The sequence below is a fragment of the Streptomyces griseomycini genome, from assembly GCF_014203535.1.
In the GTDB taxonomy this organism is placed as follows: domain Bacteria; phylum Actinomycetota; class Actinomycetes; order Streptomycetales; family Streptomycetaceae; genus Streptomyces; species Streptomyces griseomycini.
In genome coordinates, this window is the sequence record NZ_JACHJI010000006.1 from 124,699 (window position 1) to 139,183 (window position 14,485).

The following is a 14,485-nucleotide window of genomic DNA, read 5'->3' on the forward strand; positions in this document are numbered from 1 at the left end:
CCCGTGCTCGACGCCGACTTCTTCCGCCGTTGGATGACGGTGACCGCCGCGTCCGTGGACCGCGAGGCGCAGCGGCTCACCGCCCTCGACTCGCCGATCGGCGACGCCGACCACGGCAGCAACCTCCAGCGCGGGTTCGCGGCGGTGCGGGCCGCGCTGGAGAAGGAGCCGCCCGCCACCCCCGGCGCGGTGCTGATCCAGTCCGGGCGGCTGCTCATCTCGACCGTGGGCGGCGCCTCGGGCCCGCTGTACGGGACGCTGCTGCGGCGCACCGGCAAGGCGCTCGGGGACGCCGCCGAGATCGATGAGCGGCGGCTGGCCGAGGCCCTGCGCGCCGGGGTGGACGCGGTGATGCAGCTCGGGGGCGCCACGGCGGGCGACAAGACGATGATCGACGCGCTGCTGCCCGCCGTGGACGCGCTCGGTGACTCGTTCGCCGCGGCCCGCACCGCCGCCGAGGAGGGCGCCGTGGCCACGACGCCGTTGCGGGCCCGCAAGGGCAGGGCCAGTTACCTCGGTGAGCGGAGCATGGGACACCAGGATCCGGGGGCCACGTCGGCGGCGCTGCTGATCGCCGCGCTGGCCGATGTCGCCGCGGAGGCGGGAGCCGGGGATGAGTGACGAGAAGCGGGTGGGGATCGTGCTGGTGTCGCACAGCGCGTCGGTGGCCGCGTCGGTGGCGGAGCTGGCGAAGGGGCTGGCGGGCGCCGGTGCCGCGGTGCCGGTGGCGCCGGCGGGCGGCACCGAGGGCGGCGGTCTCGGCACGAGCGCGGAGCTGATCGCCGCGGCGGCCGCGTCCGTCGACCGCGGGGCCGGCGTCGCCGTCCTGACCGACCTGGGCAGCGCGGTGCTCACGGTGAAGGCGCTGCTCGCGGAGGGCGACGAACTGCCCGGGAACACCCGTCTGGTGGACGCGCCGTTCGTGGAGGGCGCGGTGGCCGCGGTGGTCACGGCGGCCGCGGGAGCCGATCTGGCGGCGGTGGAGGCGGCGGCCGCGGAGGCGTACACGTACCGGAAGGTGTGAGGGGCCGGAGGGCGCGAGGGGCCGGGGGGCGGAGGCCCCCGCCCCCTCCGCTTCGCCTTCACCGCCCCCGTCGGCCGGTTCAGCCGCCGTCCACGAACCGCCGGGCCAGCCGCTCCCCCGCCGCCACCGCCGCCCCGTGGTCCTCGATGGGGGTCACCCGGCTGTCCCTGAACACGATGTAGGTGACGCCGGAGGGTGCGCCGCCGCCGTGCGGGTCGGGGTCGATGCCGAGGGTCTCGGCCATGGCGTAGGAGGCCTCGCCGATGATGCCCGCGGGGCCGGTGTCACCGACGACCCCGTACCGCACCCGGTCCCCGTACACCACCGCCGCGACCGATCCTCCGCGCACGCCGTGGGCCCGGTAGTCCCACACGGCGCTGGGCGCGGGCACCACCACGAAGGGCAGGCGCTCGGAGCTCAGCGGGCGGCCGTCGGACTGCGCGAAGGCCGTGGCGGCGGAGAAGTACGGGTCGGTCCGGGCGTTGCAGCGGCTGCCGGGACGGCCGTCGCAGTCGATGTCCATGTCGGCCTTCCAGAACACGGCGTCGTGCGTGCCGCACACCGGGACGGTGGCGCGGGAGCCGTGGTCCGTGCGGTAGAGGCCCCGGGAGACGGGCGTGCAGTCGCGCACCCCGGCCAGCAGTTCGGCCGCGGTGACGGAGGCCGCGCGCCGCGTGACCGGTTCGGTGCGGGGCTGCGGCGCGGCGGCGGCGGGGGACGCGGCGACGGCGGGGAGTGCCGTGGGGGCGAGCAGGACGGCACCGGCCATGGCCAGGGTGAACGACTGGACTCGGGACACGATCACGAGGGCCTCTCGTCGGGGGCACTGACGGTCACTCGGCCCCATTTGATCCCGCAGCGGTGGCGGCGCCACCTCGGCAGGGCCGGACGAGGCACGGTCGCACCAGTGGCCGCGACAGGGCCGGGGACCCGAGCCCGTGTCCGCTCCCGGCCCCCGGCCGCCCGCGCCGGCGCGGGATCTGCGACGACAGCGGTCCGCGCCACGGGCCTGAACTCCCGAGCCCTCATGGGCAGTTCAGCCGTTCGGACGCTCAGCATACGTAATGCGCCGGGACACCCGCCCACGACCGCCCTCTTGATGTGACCCCGCCAGCAGGGCCATATTGGTCCGGACCATTGCCCAGGCCGTTGCCCGGACCCCCGTCCGGGCGCCGTCCGGGCGACGGTCCGGACCCGTCCCGTGTGCCGCCCCGGGAGGCAGAGTCGTGCGAGGCGTCCCCGTCGCCGTGTCCCCGCGCCGTCTTGTCGCGCTCTGCGGGGTGTTCCTGCTGGTCGCCTCCTGCGGAGGGGACCGGTCGGGTGAGGCGGCGGCGGACCGGCCGCCCGGAGCGCCGACGGGCGTCACGGCCGAGGCCGGCAGCGCCACCAGCGTCCACGTCATGTGGAACGCGGTCGCCGCGGCCGACGCCGAGGTGAGCCGGTACGAGGTGTACCGGGGCGCCACCAAGGTCGGGGAAGTGCCCGGCTCCGCGCACATGGCGGATGTCACCAGGCTCCGTCCCTCGACCACGTACGTCTTCACCGTGCGGGCGCGCGACGCGGACGGGCGGCTCGGACCGAGCAGCCGGGAGGTCCGGGCGACGACCCCCGGGGCGGTGGCGGCCGACGACTCCGCCCCCACCCGTCCGGCGGAGCTGCGCGGCCGGGCGGCCGGGAGCCGGGCGGTCCAGCTGTCGTGGTCCGCCTCGACGGACGACCGGGGCGTGCTGTCGTACGACGTCCACCAGGGCGGAACGAAGATCCACAGCGTCGGCGGGAACCAGACGGCCGCCGTGGTCACGGGGCTGCGGCCGGGCACCCGCTACGTGTTCACCGTCCGGGCCCGGGACGCGGCCGGCAACCTCTCCCCGGCCGGTGCCGCCGTCCGCCTCACCACGGCCGGCAGCGGGGACGGCCGGGCCACCGCGCCCACCGGCTTCCGCGCCGCGAGCCACCGGTCCGACGGGGCGTACTACCTCGACCTGAGCTGGGTGCCGCCGCGGGTGGACGGGGTGGTCACCGAGTACGAGGTGCACCTGGACGGCCGTGCGGCCACCTCCCTCGTCCAGGGCGGCGACGCCCCGCGCGACCGGGCGACGTACCGCTTCTACGTGGGGCGGGACCCGGGGGTCACCCACCGGGTCCGGATCCGGGCGATGCTGCCGGACGGGACCTGGGGCGGCTTCTCGGCGGAGCGCACGGTGACGACGGGCGCGCGGGGCTGACCCGCGCCCTCCGGTCGGCCGGACGGCGCGGGGCGTCACCTGCCCGGCGGCGGCCGGAGTGCGCGCGGGGCCGGGTGCGTCTTGGCTGGCCTCGTGGCAGCACGGGCGTTCCCCGATTCTGGCGGCGCAAGGAACGTACCGCCGACCGTGCCGCCGGAAGGCAGTCCACATGCGCACTTCGAAGCCACTGTCCGGCTCCGGCCCGACCGCGGCGGCCGCCGCCGCGCTCGCCCTGGCCCTGACCGGTCCGGCCGCCGTCGCGAACACCGGGATCTCCGTCAGCACCACCGGGTCGACGGTCTCGGTCATCACCAGTGCGTGCACGCAGGTCGACGGAGGCTGGGGCACCGCCTCGCTGCTCACCAGCAGCCAGACGAGCTTCTCCCAGGGCCGTCAGGTGACGCTGTCGGGGACCGCCGCGGGACAGTCCGCCGCGTGGGGGGACGTCACCCCGGGCACGTACACGGTGATCGTGATGTGCTCGAACGGCAACCCCGCGGGCACGCAGTCCGTGGTCGTCTCCCCCGCGCCCAGCCCGTCGGCGGTCTCCCCCACGGCCTCGCCGTCCCGCGGGGTGATGGGCGGCATCGGCGGCGGCTCGGAGGACTACGGCACGGAGACGCTGGTGGCGGGCGGCGCGCTGGTCGGCACCGGCCTGCTCGCCACGGCCTGGTACATGCGCCGCCGCGGCAGGCCGCGCCACCTGTAGACCCGGCGCCGGCCGCCCTCACGTCCGACGCGCTCCGGTCGGGCGGCCGGCGTCGCCCCACCGGGTGGTGCGGCGGCTACGCCCGGGGCTCCCCGGACGGTTCCGCCTCCCCGGCGTCCGGCAGGTGCGCGAACTCCGACAGCGCGTGGCCGAGCCACTGGGTCCAGAAGGTCTCCAGGTCGATGCCGGCGCGCAGCACCAGGTGCCGCAGCCGGTCCTGGGGCCCGTTCTTGCCGGGCGGGAAGTCGCGCCGCTCGATCTCCCGGTACTCCGCCAACTGACGCTCGTGCAGCTCCAGATGGCGCCGCAGGTCGGCCTCGAGGCCCGCGGTGCCGACCACCGCCGCCGCCCTCAGCCGCAGCAGCAGCGCGTCGCGCACGGGTTTCGGGTCCTGGGCCGCGCCGGTCCAGCGGGCCAGTTCCGCGCGGCCCGGGGGCAGGACCTCGTAGGCCTTCTTCTGCCCCCGGGCCGGCTGCTCGGCGGGGAGGGCCCGGATCAGGCCCTCGGCCTCCAGTTTCCCCAGCTCGCGATAGATCTGCTGATGCGTCGCGGACCAGAAGTAGCCGATCGACTTGTCGAAGCGGCGGGTCAGCTCCAGTCCCGACGACGGCTTCTCGAGCAGGGCGGTGAGGATCGCGTGCGGGAGTGACATGGGGCTCATCCTAGGGACGGCCCCGCGGCTCCCCTACAGCGCCGCCGCCAGCTCCGTGCCCTGCTTGACGGCGCGCTTGGCGTCCAGTTCGGCGGCCACGTCGGCACCACCGATCAGGTGGACGGTCCGTCCGGCGGCGACCAGTTCCTCGTAGAGGTCGCGGCGCGGCTCCTGGCCGGTGCACAGCACGACCGTGTCGACCTCCAGGACGGTGCTCTCGCCGTCGACGGTGAGGTGCAGCCCGGCGTCGTCGATCCGGTCGTAGCGCACGCCCGGGACCATGGTGACGCCGCGGTGCTTGAGCTCGGTGCGGTGGATCCAGCCGGTGGTCCTGCCGAGGCCGGCGCCGACCTTGGACGTCTTGCGCTGCAGCAGGTGGACGGTGCGCGGCGGGGCGGGGCGCTCGGGGGCGGCGAGGCCCCCGGGGGCGCGGTAGTCGAGGTCGACGCCCCACCGGCGGAAGTACGTCTCGGGGTCCTCGTGCGCCTTGTCGCCGCCGTCGGTGAGGAACTCGGCGACGTCGAAGCCGATGCCGCCGGCGCCGAGGACCGCGACCCGGTCGCCGACGGGGGCGCCGTCCCGCAGCACGTCGAGGTAGCCGAGGACGCTCGGGTGGTCGACGCCGGGGATGTCGGGGACGCGGGGGGTGACGCCGGTGGCGACGACGACCTCGTCGTGGCCGGTCACGTCGTCGGCGGTGACGTGCGTGTCCAGGCGTACGTCGACGGCCAGTTCGGCGAGCCGGGTGCGGAAGTAGCGCAGGGTCTCGTCGAACTCCTGCTTGCCGGGGACCTTGCGGGCCACGTTGAGCTGGCCGCCGATCTCGCTCGCGGCGTCGAACAGGGTGACGTCGTGGCCGCGTTCGGCGGCGCTCACCGCGCAGGCGAGGCCGGCCGGGCCGGCTCCGACGACCGCGATCCGCTTGCGGCGGCGGGTCGGGGACAGCACGAGTTCGGTCTCGTGGCAGGCGCGCGGGTTGACCAGGCAGGAGGTGATCTGCCCGCTGAAGGTGTGGTCGAGGCAGGCCTGGTTGCAGCCGATGCAGGTGTTGATCGCCTCCGGGCGGCCGTCCGCGGCCTTGGCGACGAAGTCGGGGTCGGCGAGCATCGGGCGGGCCATCGACACCATGTCCGCCGATCCCTCGGCGAGCAGCCGCTCGGCGAGTTCGGGGGTGTTGATCCGGTTGGTGGTGACCAGCGGGACCGACACCTCGCCCATGAGGCGCTTGGTCACCCAGGTGTAGGCGCCGCGCGGGACCGAGGTGGCGATGGTGGGGATGCGGGCCTCGTGCCAGCCGATGCCGGTGTTGATGATGGTCGCCCCGGCGGCCTCGACGGCCTTGGCGAGCGTGATCACCTCGTCCAGGGTGGAGCCGCCGGGCACCAGGTCCAGCATGGAGAGCCGGTAGACGAGGATGAAGTCCTCGCCGACCGCCTCGCGCACCCGGCGGACGATCTCGACGGGAAAGCGCATCCGGTTCTCGTAGGAGCCGCCCCAGCGGTCGGTGCGGTGGTTGGTCTGCGCGGCGATGAACTCGTTGATCAGGTAGCCCTCGGAGCCCATGATCTCGACGCCGTCGTAGCCGGCCCGCCGGGCCAGGCGGGCGGCGCGGGCGTAGTCGTCGATGGTGCGCTCGACCTCGGCGTCGGTGAGCTCCCGGGGCGGGAAGGGGCTGATCGGCGCCTGCAGGGGGCTGGGGGCGACCAGGTCCCGGTGGTAGGCGTACCGGCCGAAGTGCAGGATCTGCATCGCGATGCGCCCGCCCTCGCGGTGCACGGCGTCGGTGACGGTCCGGTGCTGCTCGGCCTCGGCCTCGGTGGTGAGCTTGGCGCCGCCCTCGTAGGGCCGTCCCTCGTCGTTGGGGGCGATGCCGCCGGTGACGATGAGGCCCACCCCGCCGCGGGCGCGGGCGGCGTAGAACTCGGCCATGCGCGAGAAGCCGCCCTCGGCCTCCTCCAGGCCGACGTGCATGGAGCCCATGAGGACCCGGTTGGGCAGCGTGGTGAAGCCCAGGTCGAGAGGGGTCAGCAGGTGGGGGTAACGGCTCATCGGGCCCTCCGTGCGCGCGGTGTCGTGCCTCTGTTGTAGAGGACGCCCACCACCTTGTGCAACTAGTTGCATAAGGCGTGACGGAGGGCACAGCGGTCCGGTGGCACCCGCGTCTGCGGAGGTCCGGGGCCCGGGGCGCGTCAGCGGCTCTCGAGGCGCACGTGCAGTTCCTCCTCCTGGTCGCCGGGGACCTTGCTCAGGTCGTGCACCGTGAACAGGGAGTCCAGGGTGGTGCGGAACCGGTCGATCGCCCAGTAGCCGCCGTGCACGTCGGCGTCGACCGACGCGGACAGCCGGGCCGGGTGGGCGCCCTCGTGCGCGTCGGCGACGTCGAACGTGCCGAGCCACACGGTGGGACGGGTCTCGTGGAACTCCTCCGGCACGTCGTCGGAGCACCGGTCGGACGTGAAGCACGCGCACAGCGCGTCGAACACGATCCGAGCGTCGTGCTTGCTGCATCCGCTGATCTCGACCGAGACGGATTCCGGGTGCGGTCGCTCACTGCCCATCGTGATCGCTCCTCTCGTGGCCACGCCGCCGTGCCCCGCCCCTCCCCCAGGAAAGCACCACCCGCGGAGGAGCACTACCCGTGGACCGTCTCCCCGGCGCCGACGTCACGGCGCGCCCGGCGCATTGGTGCGGGATGGTGGAAACAGACGGCAGGAGCGGCGGAAAATCGTCCCCGCGCGCGGTAGAACAAGGGGAGTCGGCACGGTGACGGCGTGCCGTGAGGATCGGTGAAGGCGGGGCCTGGGATGAGTGCAGCGGGGTCACCCCCGGGCGACGGCGACGGGCCGGCGCGCGGACCGGTGCGTCCCAGCGGGCTGCTCGACGTACTGCGCGTGGCATCGGTGGTCCTGGACACCGAGGGACGGATCACCCTCTGGAGCCCTCAGGCCGAGGAGCTGTTCGGGTACGGCGCGCAGGAGGCGCTGGGCCAGTACGCCGCCCGGATCATGGTGCACGAGGAACACCTGGACCTCGTGGTGAAACTGTTCGCCGACGTCATGCGCACCGGGCAGAGCTGGGCCGGGGCCTTCCCGATCCGGTGCAAGGACGGCACCACGCGGCTCGTGGAGTTCCGCAACATGCGGCTGCTGGACGACCGGGGGCAGGTCTACGCCCTCGGTCTCGCGGTGGACCAGTCGACCGTGCGCCGGCTGGAGAGGGACGTGGCGCTGTCCTCGCGGATCGTCGCCCAGTCCCCCATCGGACTGGCCGTGCTGGACACCGGGCTGCGGTACGTCTCGGTCAACCCGGCGCTGGAGCAGATCAACGGCGTTCCGGCCGAGGAACACCTGGGCCGCACGATGCGCGAGGTGCTGCCGATGCTGGACACCGGGCCCTTCGAGGCCACCGCGCGCGAGGTGCTGGAGACCGGGCTGCCGGTGGTGGACCGGAAGACGGTCGGCCGCACCCCGGCCGATCCGGACGAGGACCACGCCTGGTCGGTCTCGCTGTACCGGCTGGAGGACGCGCTCGGCACGGCGCTGGGCGTGGCCCTGTCGATGGTGGACATCACCGAGCAGCACCGGGCGGGCATCGAGGCCGAGACCGCCCGGCGCCGGCTGGCCCTGATCGCCGACGCCTCCGCCCGGATCGGCACCACGCTGGACCTGGAGCACACGGCCGGCGAGCTCGCCGACGTGGCCGTGCCGGAGCTGGCCGACGTGGCGGCGGTGGATCTGCTGGACGCGGTGGTGCGGGGCCGCCGCAGCACCCTCGGCCCGGCCGAGTCGGCGCTGATCCGGGCGCTGGCGGTGCGCGGGGTGGACGCGGAGGAGGTGCTGCGGGCGGCCGACCCCCCGGGCCAGGTGACCCGGTACGCGCCGGACCGGCTGGTCACCGAGTGCGTGCGCACGGGGCAGCCCGTGATGGTGCCGCAGGTGAAGGACGAGGACCTGGCGCGGATCGCCCGCTCCCCCCAGACGGCCGAGTTGCTGGCCCGGTCGGGTGTCCACTCGTACCTGGCCGTGCCGCTGATCGCGCGCGGCGAGGTGCTGGGCGCCCTCGACCTCACGCGCACGCGCAATCCCGTGCCGTTCGACGAGGACGACCTGCTGCTCGCGCGGGAGCTCGCCTCCCGCGCGGCCGTGCAGATCGACAACGCCCGCTGGTACCAGAACGCCCGCGGCACCGCCCTGACCCTGCAGCGCAGTCTGCTGCCCAGCCATCCGCGCGTGACGGGGGGACTGGAGGTCGCCTCCCGCTACCAGCCGGCGGGCGCCACCAGCGAGGTGGGCGGCGACTGGTTCGACGTGATCCCGCTGGAGGGCGGCAAGACCGCCCTCGTCGTCGGGGACGTCATGGGCAGCGGCATCCCCGCGGCGGCCGCCATGGGCCGGCTGCGCACGGCGACCACGACCCTGGCCTCCCTCGACCTCGATCCGGCCGTGCTCCTGGAGCACCTGGACAGGATCACCGGCGGCCTGGACCAGGCCATCGCCACCTGTGTCTACGCCGTCCACGATCCCCGCGCGCGGCAGTGCACCCTCGCCAACGCCGGGCACCTGCCGCCGGTCCGGATCCGGGTCGGCCACGCCCCGGAACTGCTCGACCTGCCCACCGGGGTGCCGCTGGGGGTGGGCGGGGTCGGGTTCTCCACGACCACCGTCGAGCTGGAGCCGGGCGACCGGCTGGTGTTCTACACGGACGGTCTCGTCGAGACGCGGCGCCACCCGCTGGACGAACGCCTCGACCGGCTGCTCACCCTGCTGGACGGTCCCCCCGACCGCTCCCTGGAGGAGGTCTGCGACCTGCTCCTGCGCACCCTGCACGAACCCGACAACTTCGACGACGTGGCCCTGCTCATCGCCCGCGCCACGCCACCCGCCTGAGCGCACGCCCGCGACGCCGGCCGCCCCGTTCCCGTGAGGGGCGGGGCGGCCGGTACCGCGTCGGGTCCTAGGGCCCGACGGTGCCCCGGGGCATGACGCCGATCACGACGTGGGCGTACCGCTCCTCGGAGACGGCGAGGCGGGTCCGCAGTCCCGCGCCGGTGAAGGCGGCGACGGCGGCGGGCGCCTGACGGCGGCTCGTCTCGACCAGGAGGCAGCCGCCGGGCGCGAGCCAGCCGGGTGCCCCGGCGGCCACCCGGCGCAGCACGTCGAGGCCGTCCACGCCGCCGTCGAGCGCGACGCGCGGCTCGTGGTCGCGGGCCTCCGGGGGCAGCAGGCCGATCTCGTCCGTGGGCACGTACGGCACGTTGGCCGCCAGGACGTCGATCCGGCCCCGCAGTCCACCGGGGAGCGCCTCGAACAGGTCACCCGCGTGGACCTGCCCGCCGAGGTCCGCGACGTTGCGGCGGGCACAGCGCACGGCGGCCGGGTCGATGTCCGCGGCGTGCAGCTCGACCTCGCCGAGTCCGGCCGCCAGGGCAGCGCCGACGGCGCCGGAGCCGCAGCACAGGTCCACGACGACGGCCGCGCCGGGCGCCCGTGCGAGGGCCTGCTCGACGAGGAACTCGGTGCGGCGGCGGGGGACGAAGACACCGGGTTCCACGGTGATGCGCCGGCCCCGGAACTCGGCCCAGCCGACGACGAGTTCGAGGGGCAGTCCGGCCGCCCGGCGCTCGACCATCGGGGCGACGGCGTCCGGGGTGGGCGCGGCGGAGAGGATCAGCTCGGCCTCGTCCTCGGCGAAGACGCAGCCCGCGGCGCGCAGCGCGGCCACGACGGCGTCCCGGGACGCGGGCGAGGACCGCGGGACGGACGGGGAGGGGGGAGCGGACGAGGAGGACGGCGTGTGCGGCAAGAGCCTGGGCCTTTCGGGAGCCGAAGGGCGCTCTCGCGGTCACCTGCTACCGGTGATCCGCGTCGCTTCGAGAGGAGAGCACCCGACCTGACACAGCGGTGATGGGTCTCACCCCCTCGGCTTCCCGGCCGGGTCTCTCCGCAGCCGGACGGTCACACTACCCGACGATCTCCGCGGTTGTACGGTGCATGGAGAACCCCGGGTCCCGGAAGGAGGTGTCCGGGTGGACGCAGCCGAGGCCGTGGAGGTCATCCAGCGCGAGATGACGGTCTTCGCCCGCCGTGCCCGCGCGTCGGCCGGGCGCATGCACCCCGAGCTGTCGCTGGTGTCGTACGCGCTGCTCGGGCACCTGGAGACGAGCGGCGGCTGCCGGGCCACGGACCTGGCCGCCCACTACGCGCTGGACAAGTCCACCGTGAGCCGTCAGGTGGCCGCCCTGGAGCGGGCCGGCCTCGTCGAGCGGCGGGCCGATCCCGAGGACCACCGTGTCCAGGTGGTGCGGCTGACGCCGGCCGGCCGGCGCATCCTGGCGCGGGTGACCGAGAGCCGTCGCGCGGCCTTCGCGCAGCGGCTGGCCCACTGGCCGGAGGAGGACCTGCGGCGGTTCGCCGGCTACCTGGAGCGCTACAACGCGTGGTCCGCACCCGGGGAGCACTGAGCCCGGGGGCCGGCGGGTGTGCGGGCGGCCGCCCGCACACCGTACGGTTGAATACCGGAACCACTTGTGACCACCGGAACCACTTGAGCACCCCCGCAACGGAAACCACCGATCACGTGAACATCACCCGCGGCTTCACCGGCCGCCCCCGTGTGGACAACCCCGGCCTGCCGCCCGGCCAGTACGACGCGGGCGACGAATGGCCCGTCCTGTCCGCGGAGGTCACGCCCGACCTCGCGCCCGCCGACTGGACCTTCCGGATCGACGGGCTGGTGGCGGAGCCCCGCACCTGGGACTGGGAGCAGGCGCACGCGCTGCCGGCCTCGGCGTACGAGGGAGCGATCCACTGCGTGACGGGCTGGTCGAAGTTCGGGGTGCGGTTCGGCGGCGTCAGCCTGGACGCCTTCCTGGACGCCGTCCGGCCCCACGCCTCCGCCACCCACGTCGTCGCCTACGCGCACACCGGCTACACCACCGACCTCCCGCTCGCCGACGTGACCGGCGGCCGGGCCTGGATCGCCTGGGAGTACGACGGCCGGCCGCTCCCGCCCGAGCACGGCGGCCCGGCGCGGCTGCTGGTGCCGCACCTGTACTTCTGGAAGAGCGCCAAGTGGATCGCGGGCCTGCGGCTCCTGGACCACGACGAGCCGGGCTTCTGGGAGGGCAACGGCTACCACGCGCGCGGCAACCCCTGGGAGGAGCAGCGGTACTCCGGTGACTGAGACGTCGGCCGAGAACATGACGGGGACCGCGACACGCACCGTGGTGGAGAACGCGCCGGAGCGCTTCGCTCCGGCGACGCGGTTCGCCGTGCCCGGGCGCATCGGCGTGGACGAGCGGACCGCCTCGGTGTGGCGCACGGCCACCCTGACCGCGATCCGCCGCGAGACGCCGCGCGTGGCGACCTTCCGGTTCGCCGTGCCCGGCTGGCCGGGCCACCTGCCCGGCCAGCACCTGCTGCTGCGGCTGACCGCCGAGGACGGTTACACCGCCCAGCGCCACTATTCGATCGCGTCCGCGCCGGACGGCTCCGGTCACCTCGAGCTGACGCTGGACCACGTCGCGGACGGCGAGGTCTCGGGCTGGTTCCACACGGTGGCCCGGCCCGGCGACCGGGTGGAGGTGCGCGGCCCGCTCAGCGGCTTCTTCGCCTGGCCGGGCGACCGGCCCGCGCTGCTGGTGGGTGCCGGCTCCGGCGTGGTTCCGCTGATGTCGATGGTCCGGTACCACCGGGCCCGGGGCCTGACCGTGCCGCTGCGGCTGCTGGTGTCGGCGCGCAGCCCCGAGGAGTTGATCTACGCGCGGGAGTTCGGCGCGGAGACCACACCGGTGTTCACGCGGAGCGCGCCGGAGGGGGTGCCCGTGGGCCGTATGGCGGCCGCACATGTGGCGCCGCTCCTGGCCGAGCGACCTCCCGGTGGGTGGGAGGCCTATGTGTGCGGCTCCAACGCCTTCGCCGAGCACGCCTCCAGGCTGCTGGTGGCGGCCGGGCAGCCCGTGGACCGGATCCGCATCGAGCGCTTCGGCTGACCTCCCCGCGCCGGTTCCGGCCGACTCCGCCCCGCCGTTTCGCCCCGGCGCGTCCGGGCACCCCTGCCCGGGGATCGGTCGCGGTGACGGTGAGGAGGTCGACATGCGAACGCGGCTGCGCGACCGACGACGGCAGGGCAGTCCGCTGCGGCGCCGGTCGGACGTGGTCGAGGCGTGGACGGCGCTGGCCGTCGCCGTGCTGGTGTGCGCGGGGGCTCCGCTGGTGGGGGCGGCCGCCGCCTGGTGGGCCCACGGCGAGGCCCGGGCGACCGCGGCGGAGCAGCGCGCCGATCGTCACCGCGTGCGCGCGCAGGTCGTGGGGCGGCCCGCCGGGGCAGGACCCTCCGCCCGGGCGGGCGAGCAGCGCGTGCCCCGCGCGACCGTGCGCTGGACGGAGCCGGGCGAGGGGCGGCGCACCGCCGTCGCGCGCGTCCCCGCGGACGCGCGCCGCGGGGACGCGGTGCACGTGTGGTTCGACTCCCGGGGCCGCAGCGTGCCGCCCCCGGTCGACGGCGCCTCGGTGTGGCAGCACAGCATCGGCGTGGGCACCTGCGCCGCGGGGGTCTCGGCGGCCGGCGTGCTCCTGGTGCACCGGGCGGTGCGCGAGGTGGCGCTGCGCCGCCGGCTGGCGGAGTGGGAGCGGGCGTGGGCCCGTACGGAACCGGAGTGGACCCACCGCGGGGCCTGAGGACGGCCGCCGCACCGGACGTCTCCCGGGCCGCCGCCGGGTACTGGCCGGTGTCGATCGGGCACTGATCCGGCACCGATCGGGAGAAATCGCTTACTATGCCTTTCACCTGCGGGTCTCTCCACCGGTATCGGGCGCAGGAAGTACCGCGGAGCCCCTGGCAGTCCCTCCCGTGATCCACGTACGGTGTCACCGCTGCGCCCTGTCTCTTCGCAAAGGCGGTCCCCTATGGCCCTGTTCGACCTCCCCCTCGACGAACTGCGCGAGTACCGCAGCGGGTCCACCGCGCCCGAGGACTTCGACGCGTTCTGGTCCAAGACGCTCGAGGAGGCGCGCGACCACGATCTCGACGCCCGTTTCGAGCCGGTCGACACGGGGCTGTCCACGGTGCAGGTGTTCGACGTGACGTTCGCGGGGTTCGGCGGCCACCCCGTCAAGGGCTGGCTGACGCTGCCCGCCGGCGCCGACGCCCCGCTGCCGCTGGTGGTGGAGTTCATCGGCTACGGCGGCGGTCGCGGGCTGCCCCACGAGCACCTGCTGTGGGCGTCCACGGGCCGGGCCCACTTCGTGATGGACACCCGCGGCCAGGGCAGCGCCTGGGGCGCCGGCGGCGGCACCGCGGACCCGGTGGGCGGGGCGCCGGCGTACCCCGGGTTCATGACGCGCGGCATCGACGCGCCCGAGGACTACTACTACCGCCGGGTGTTCACCGACGCCGTGCGCGCGGTGGAGGCGGCCCGGTCGCACCCGCTGACCGACGAGCGGCGCACGGTGGCCGTGGGCGCCAGCCAGGGCGGCGGCATCACGCTCGCGGTGGGCGGCCTGGTCCCGGACCTGGCGGGCGTCGCGCCGGACGTGCCGTTCCTGTGCGACTTCCCGCGCGCGACGACGCTCACCGACCGGCACCCGTACCGGGAGATCGGCCTCTACCTCAAGACGCACCGCGGCCGCTTCGAGGACGCCCTGCGCACCCTGTCCTACTTCGACGGCGTGCACTTCGCCGCCCGCGGCCGGGCTCCCGCCCTGTTCTCGGCGGCCCTGGAGGACCAGACCTGCCCGCCCTCGACCGTCTTCGCGGCCTTCAACGCCTGGGCGCACGAGGACAAGGCGATCGAGGTGTACGACTTCAACGACCACGAGGGCGGCGGCCCCTTCCAGGAGGCGGCCAAGCTGCGCTGGATGCGCTCGTACGCCTGA

Annotated in this window: 15 protein-coding genes; 10 read left to right on the forward strand and 5 right to left on the reverse strand. The window is 75.0% G+C overall.

The genetic code is table 11. The features are described from left to right. Window positions 1–3 precede the first annotated feature (3 nt). Window positions 4–621, forward strand: a complete 618-nt coding sequence (gene dhaL, locus FHS37_RS18190) for a dihydroxyacetone kinase subunit DhaL (RefSeq protein WP_184822434.1) — start codon at window positions 4–6, stop codon at window positions 619–621. Continuing rightward, window positions 614–1,024, forward strand: a complete 411-nt coding sequence (locus FHS37_RS18195; protein ID WP_184822436.1) for a PTS sugar transporter subunit IIA domain-containing protein — start codon at window positions 614–616, stop codon at window positions 1,022–1,024. Before dhaL ends, FHS37_RS18195 begins: the two co-directional genes overlap by 8 nt. 79 nt (window positions 1,025–1,103) lie before the next feature. Here FHS37_RS18195 and FHS37_RS18200 read toward each other — a convergent pair whose 3' ends face one another. After that, window positions 1,104–1,793, reverse strand: coding sequence for a glycoside hydrolase family 75 protein (locus FHS37_RS18200; protein WP_184823227.1), 690 nt, complete (start codon window positions 1,791–1,793; stop codon window positions 1,104–1,106). 457 nt (window positions 1,794–2,250) lie between these two features. Between FHS37_RS18200 and FHS37_RS18205 the strand changes: the two genes are divergently transcribed. Beyond that, window positions 2,251–3,249, forward strand: coding sequence for a fibronectin type III domain-containing protein (locus FHS37_RS18205; protein WP_184822438.1), 999 nt, complete (start codon window positions 2,251–2,253; stop codon window positions 3,247–3,249). A 169-nt stretch (window positions 3,250–3,418) separates the two neighbouring features. Beyond that, window positions 3,419–3,958: a hypothetical protein gene (locus tag FHS37_RS18210; protein ID WP_184822440.1), complete on the forward strand. Its 540-nt coding sequence runs from the start codon at window positions 3,419–3,421 to the stop codon at window positions 3,956–3,958. A 76-nt stretch (window positions 3,959–4,034) separates the two neighbouring features. Here the strand turns inward: FHS37_RS18210 and FHS37_RS18215 are convergent, their stop codons facing one another. The 3 genes from FHS37_RS18215 to FHS37_RS18225 form a co-directional block, all read right to left on the reverse strand. After that, window positions 4,035–4,610 (reverse strand): PadR family transcriptional regulator, encoded by a 576-nt coding sequence (locus tag FHS37_RS18215; RefSeq protein WP_184822442.1) that lies wholly within the window; start codon window positions 4,608–4,610, stop codon window positions 4,035–4,037. A gap of 33 nt (window positions 4,611–4,643) precedes the next feature. Next, complete coding sequence (locus tag FHS37_RS18220; protein WP_184822445.1) at window positions 4,644–6,659, reverse strand: FAD-dependent oxidoreductase; 2,016 nt, start codon at window positions 6,657–6,659, stop codon at window positions 4,644–4,646. A gap of 140 nt (window positions 6,660–6,799) precedes the next feature. Then, window positions 6,800–7,168 carry a hypothetical protein gene (locus FHS37_RS18225; RefSeq protein ID WP_184822446.1) on the reverse strand — a complete coding sequence of 123 codons (369 nt, stop codon included), beginning with the start codon at window positions 7,166–7,168 and terminating at the stop codon, window positions 6,800–6,802. A 246-nt stretch (window positions 7,169–7,414) separates the two neighbouring features. Here FHS37_RS18225 and FHS37_RS18230 point away from each other — a divergent pair, with 246 nt between their 5' ends. Continuing rightward, window positions 7,415–9,496: a SpoIIE family protein phosphatase gene (locus FHS37_RS18230; protein WP_184822448.1), complete on the forward strand. Its 2,082-nt coding sequence runs from the start codon at window positions 7,415–7,417 to the stop codon at window positions 9,494–9,496. Window positions 9,497–9,563: 67 nt separating this feature from the next. Here FHS37_RS18230 and FHS37_RS18235 read toward each other — a convergent pair whose 3' ends face one another. Beyond that, window positions 9,564–10,331 (reverse strand): putative protein N(5)-glutamine methyltransferase, encoded by a 768-nt coding sequence (locus tag FHS37_RS18235; RefSeq protein ID WP_184822450.1) that lies wholly within the window; start codon window positions 10,329–10,331, stop codon window positions 9,564–9,566. A 304-nt stretch (window positions 10,332–10,635) separates the two neighbouring features. Between FHS37_RS18235 and FHS37_RS18240 the strand changes: the two genes are divergently transcribed. The 5 genes from FHS37_RS18240 to FHS37_RS18260 all read left to right on the forward strand — a co-directional run bounded on the left by FHS37_RS18240 (window position 10,636) and on the right by FHS37_RS18260 (window position 14,485). After that, window positions 10,636–11,070: a MarR family winged helix-turn-helix transcriptional regulator gene (locus tag FHS37_RS18240; RefSeq protein ID WP_184822452.1), complete on the forward strand. Its 435-nt coding sequence runs from the start codon at window positions 10,636–10,638 to the stop codon at window positions 11,068–11,070. A gap of 116 nt (window positions 11,071–11,186) precedes the next feature. Beyond that, window positions 11,187–11,792, forward strand: a complete 606-nt coding sequence (locus tag FHS37_RS18245; RefSeq protein ID WP_184822454.1) for a sulfite oxidase-like oxidoreductase — start codon at window positions 11,187–11,189, stop codon at window positions 11,790–11,792. Between the two features lie 16 nt (window positions 11,793–11,808). Further along, a complete protein-coding gene (locus tag FHS37_RS18250) occupies window positions 11,809–12,600 on the forward strand; it encodes a ferredoxin reductase (protein ID WP_184823229.1) in 792 nt (263 codons plus the stop codon). A 103-nt stretch (window positions 12,601–12,703) separates the two neighbouring features. Next, entirely contained in the window at window positions 12,704–13,288 is a 585-nt protein-coding gene (locus FHS37_RS18255; RefSeq protein ID WP_184822456.1) for an Rv1733c family protein, read from the forward strand. Window positions 13,289–13,516: 228 nt separating this feature from the next. Next, window positions 13,517–14,485, forward strand: a complete 969-nt coding sequence (locus tag FHS37_RS18260; RefSeq protein WP_184822458.1) for an acetylxylan esterase — start codon at window positions 13,517–13,519, stop codon at window positions 14,483–14,485.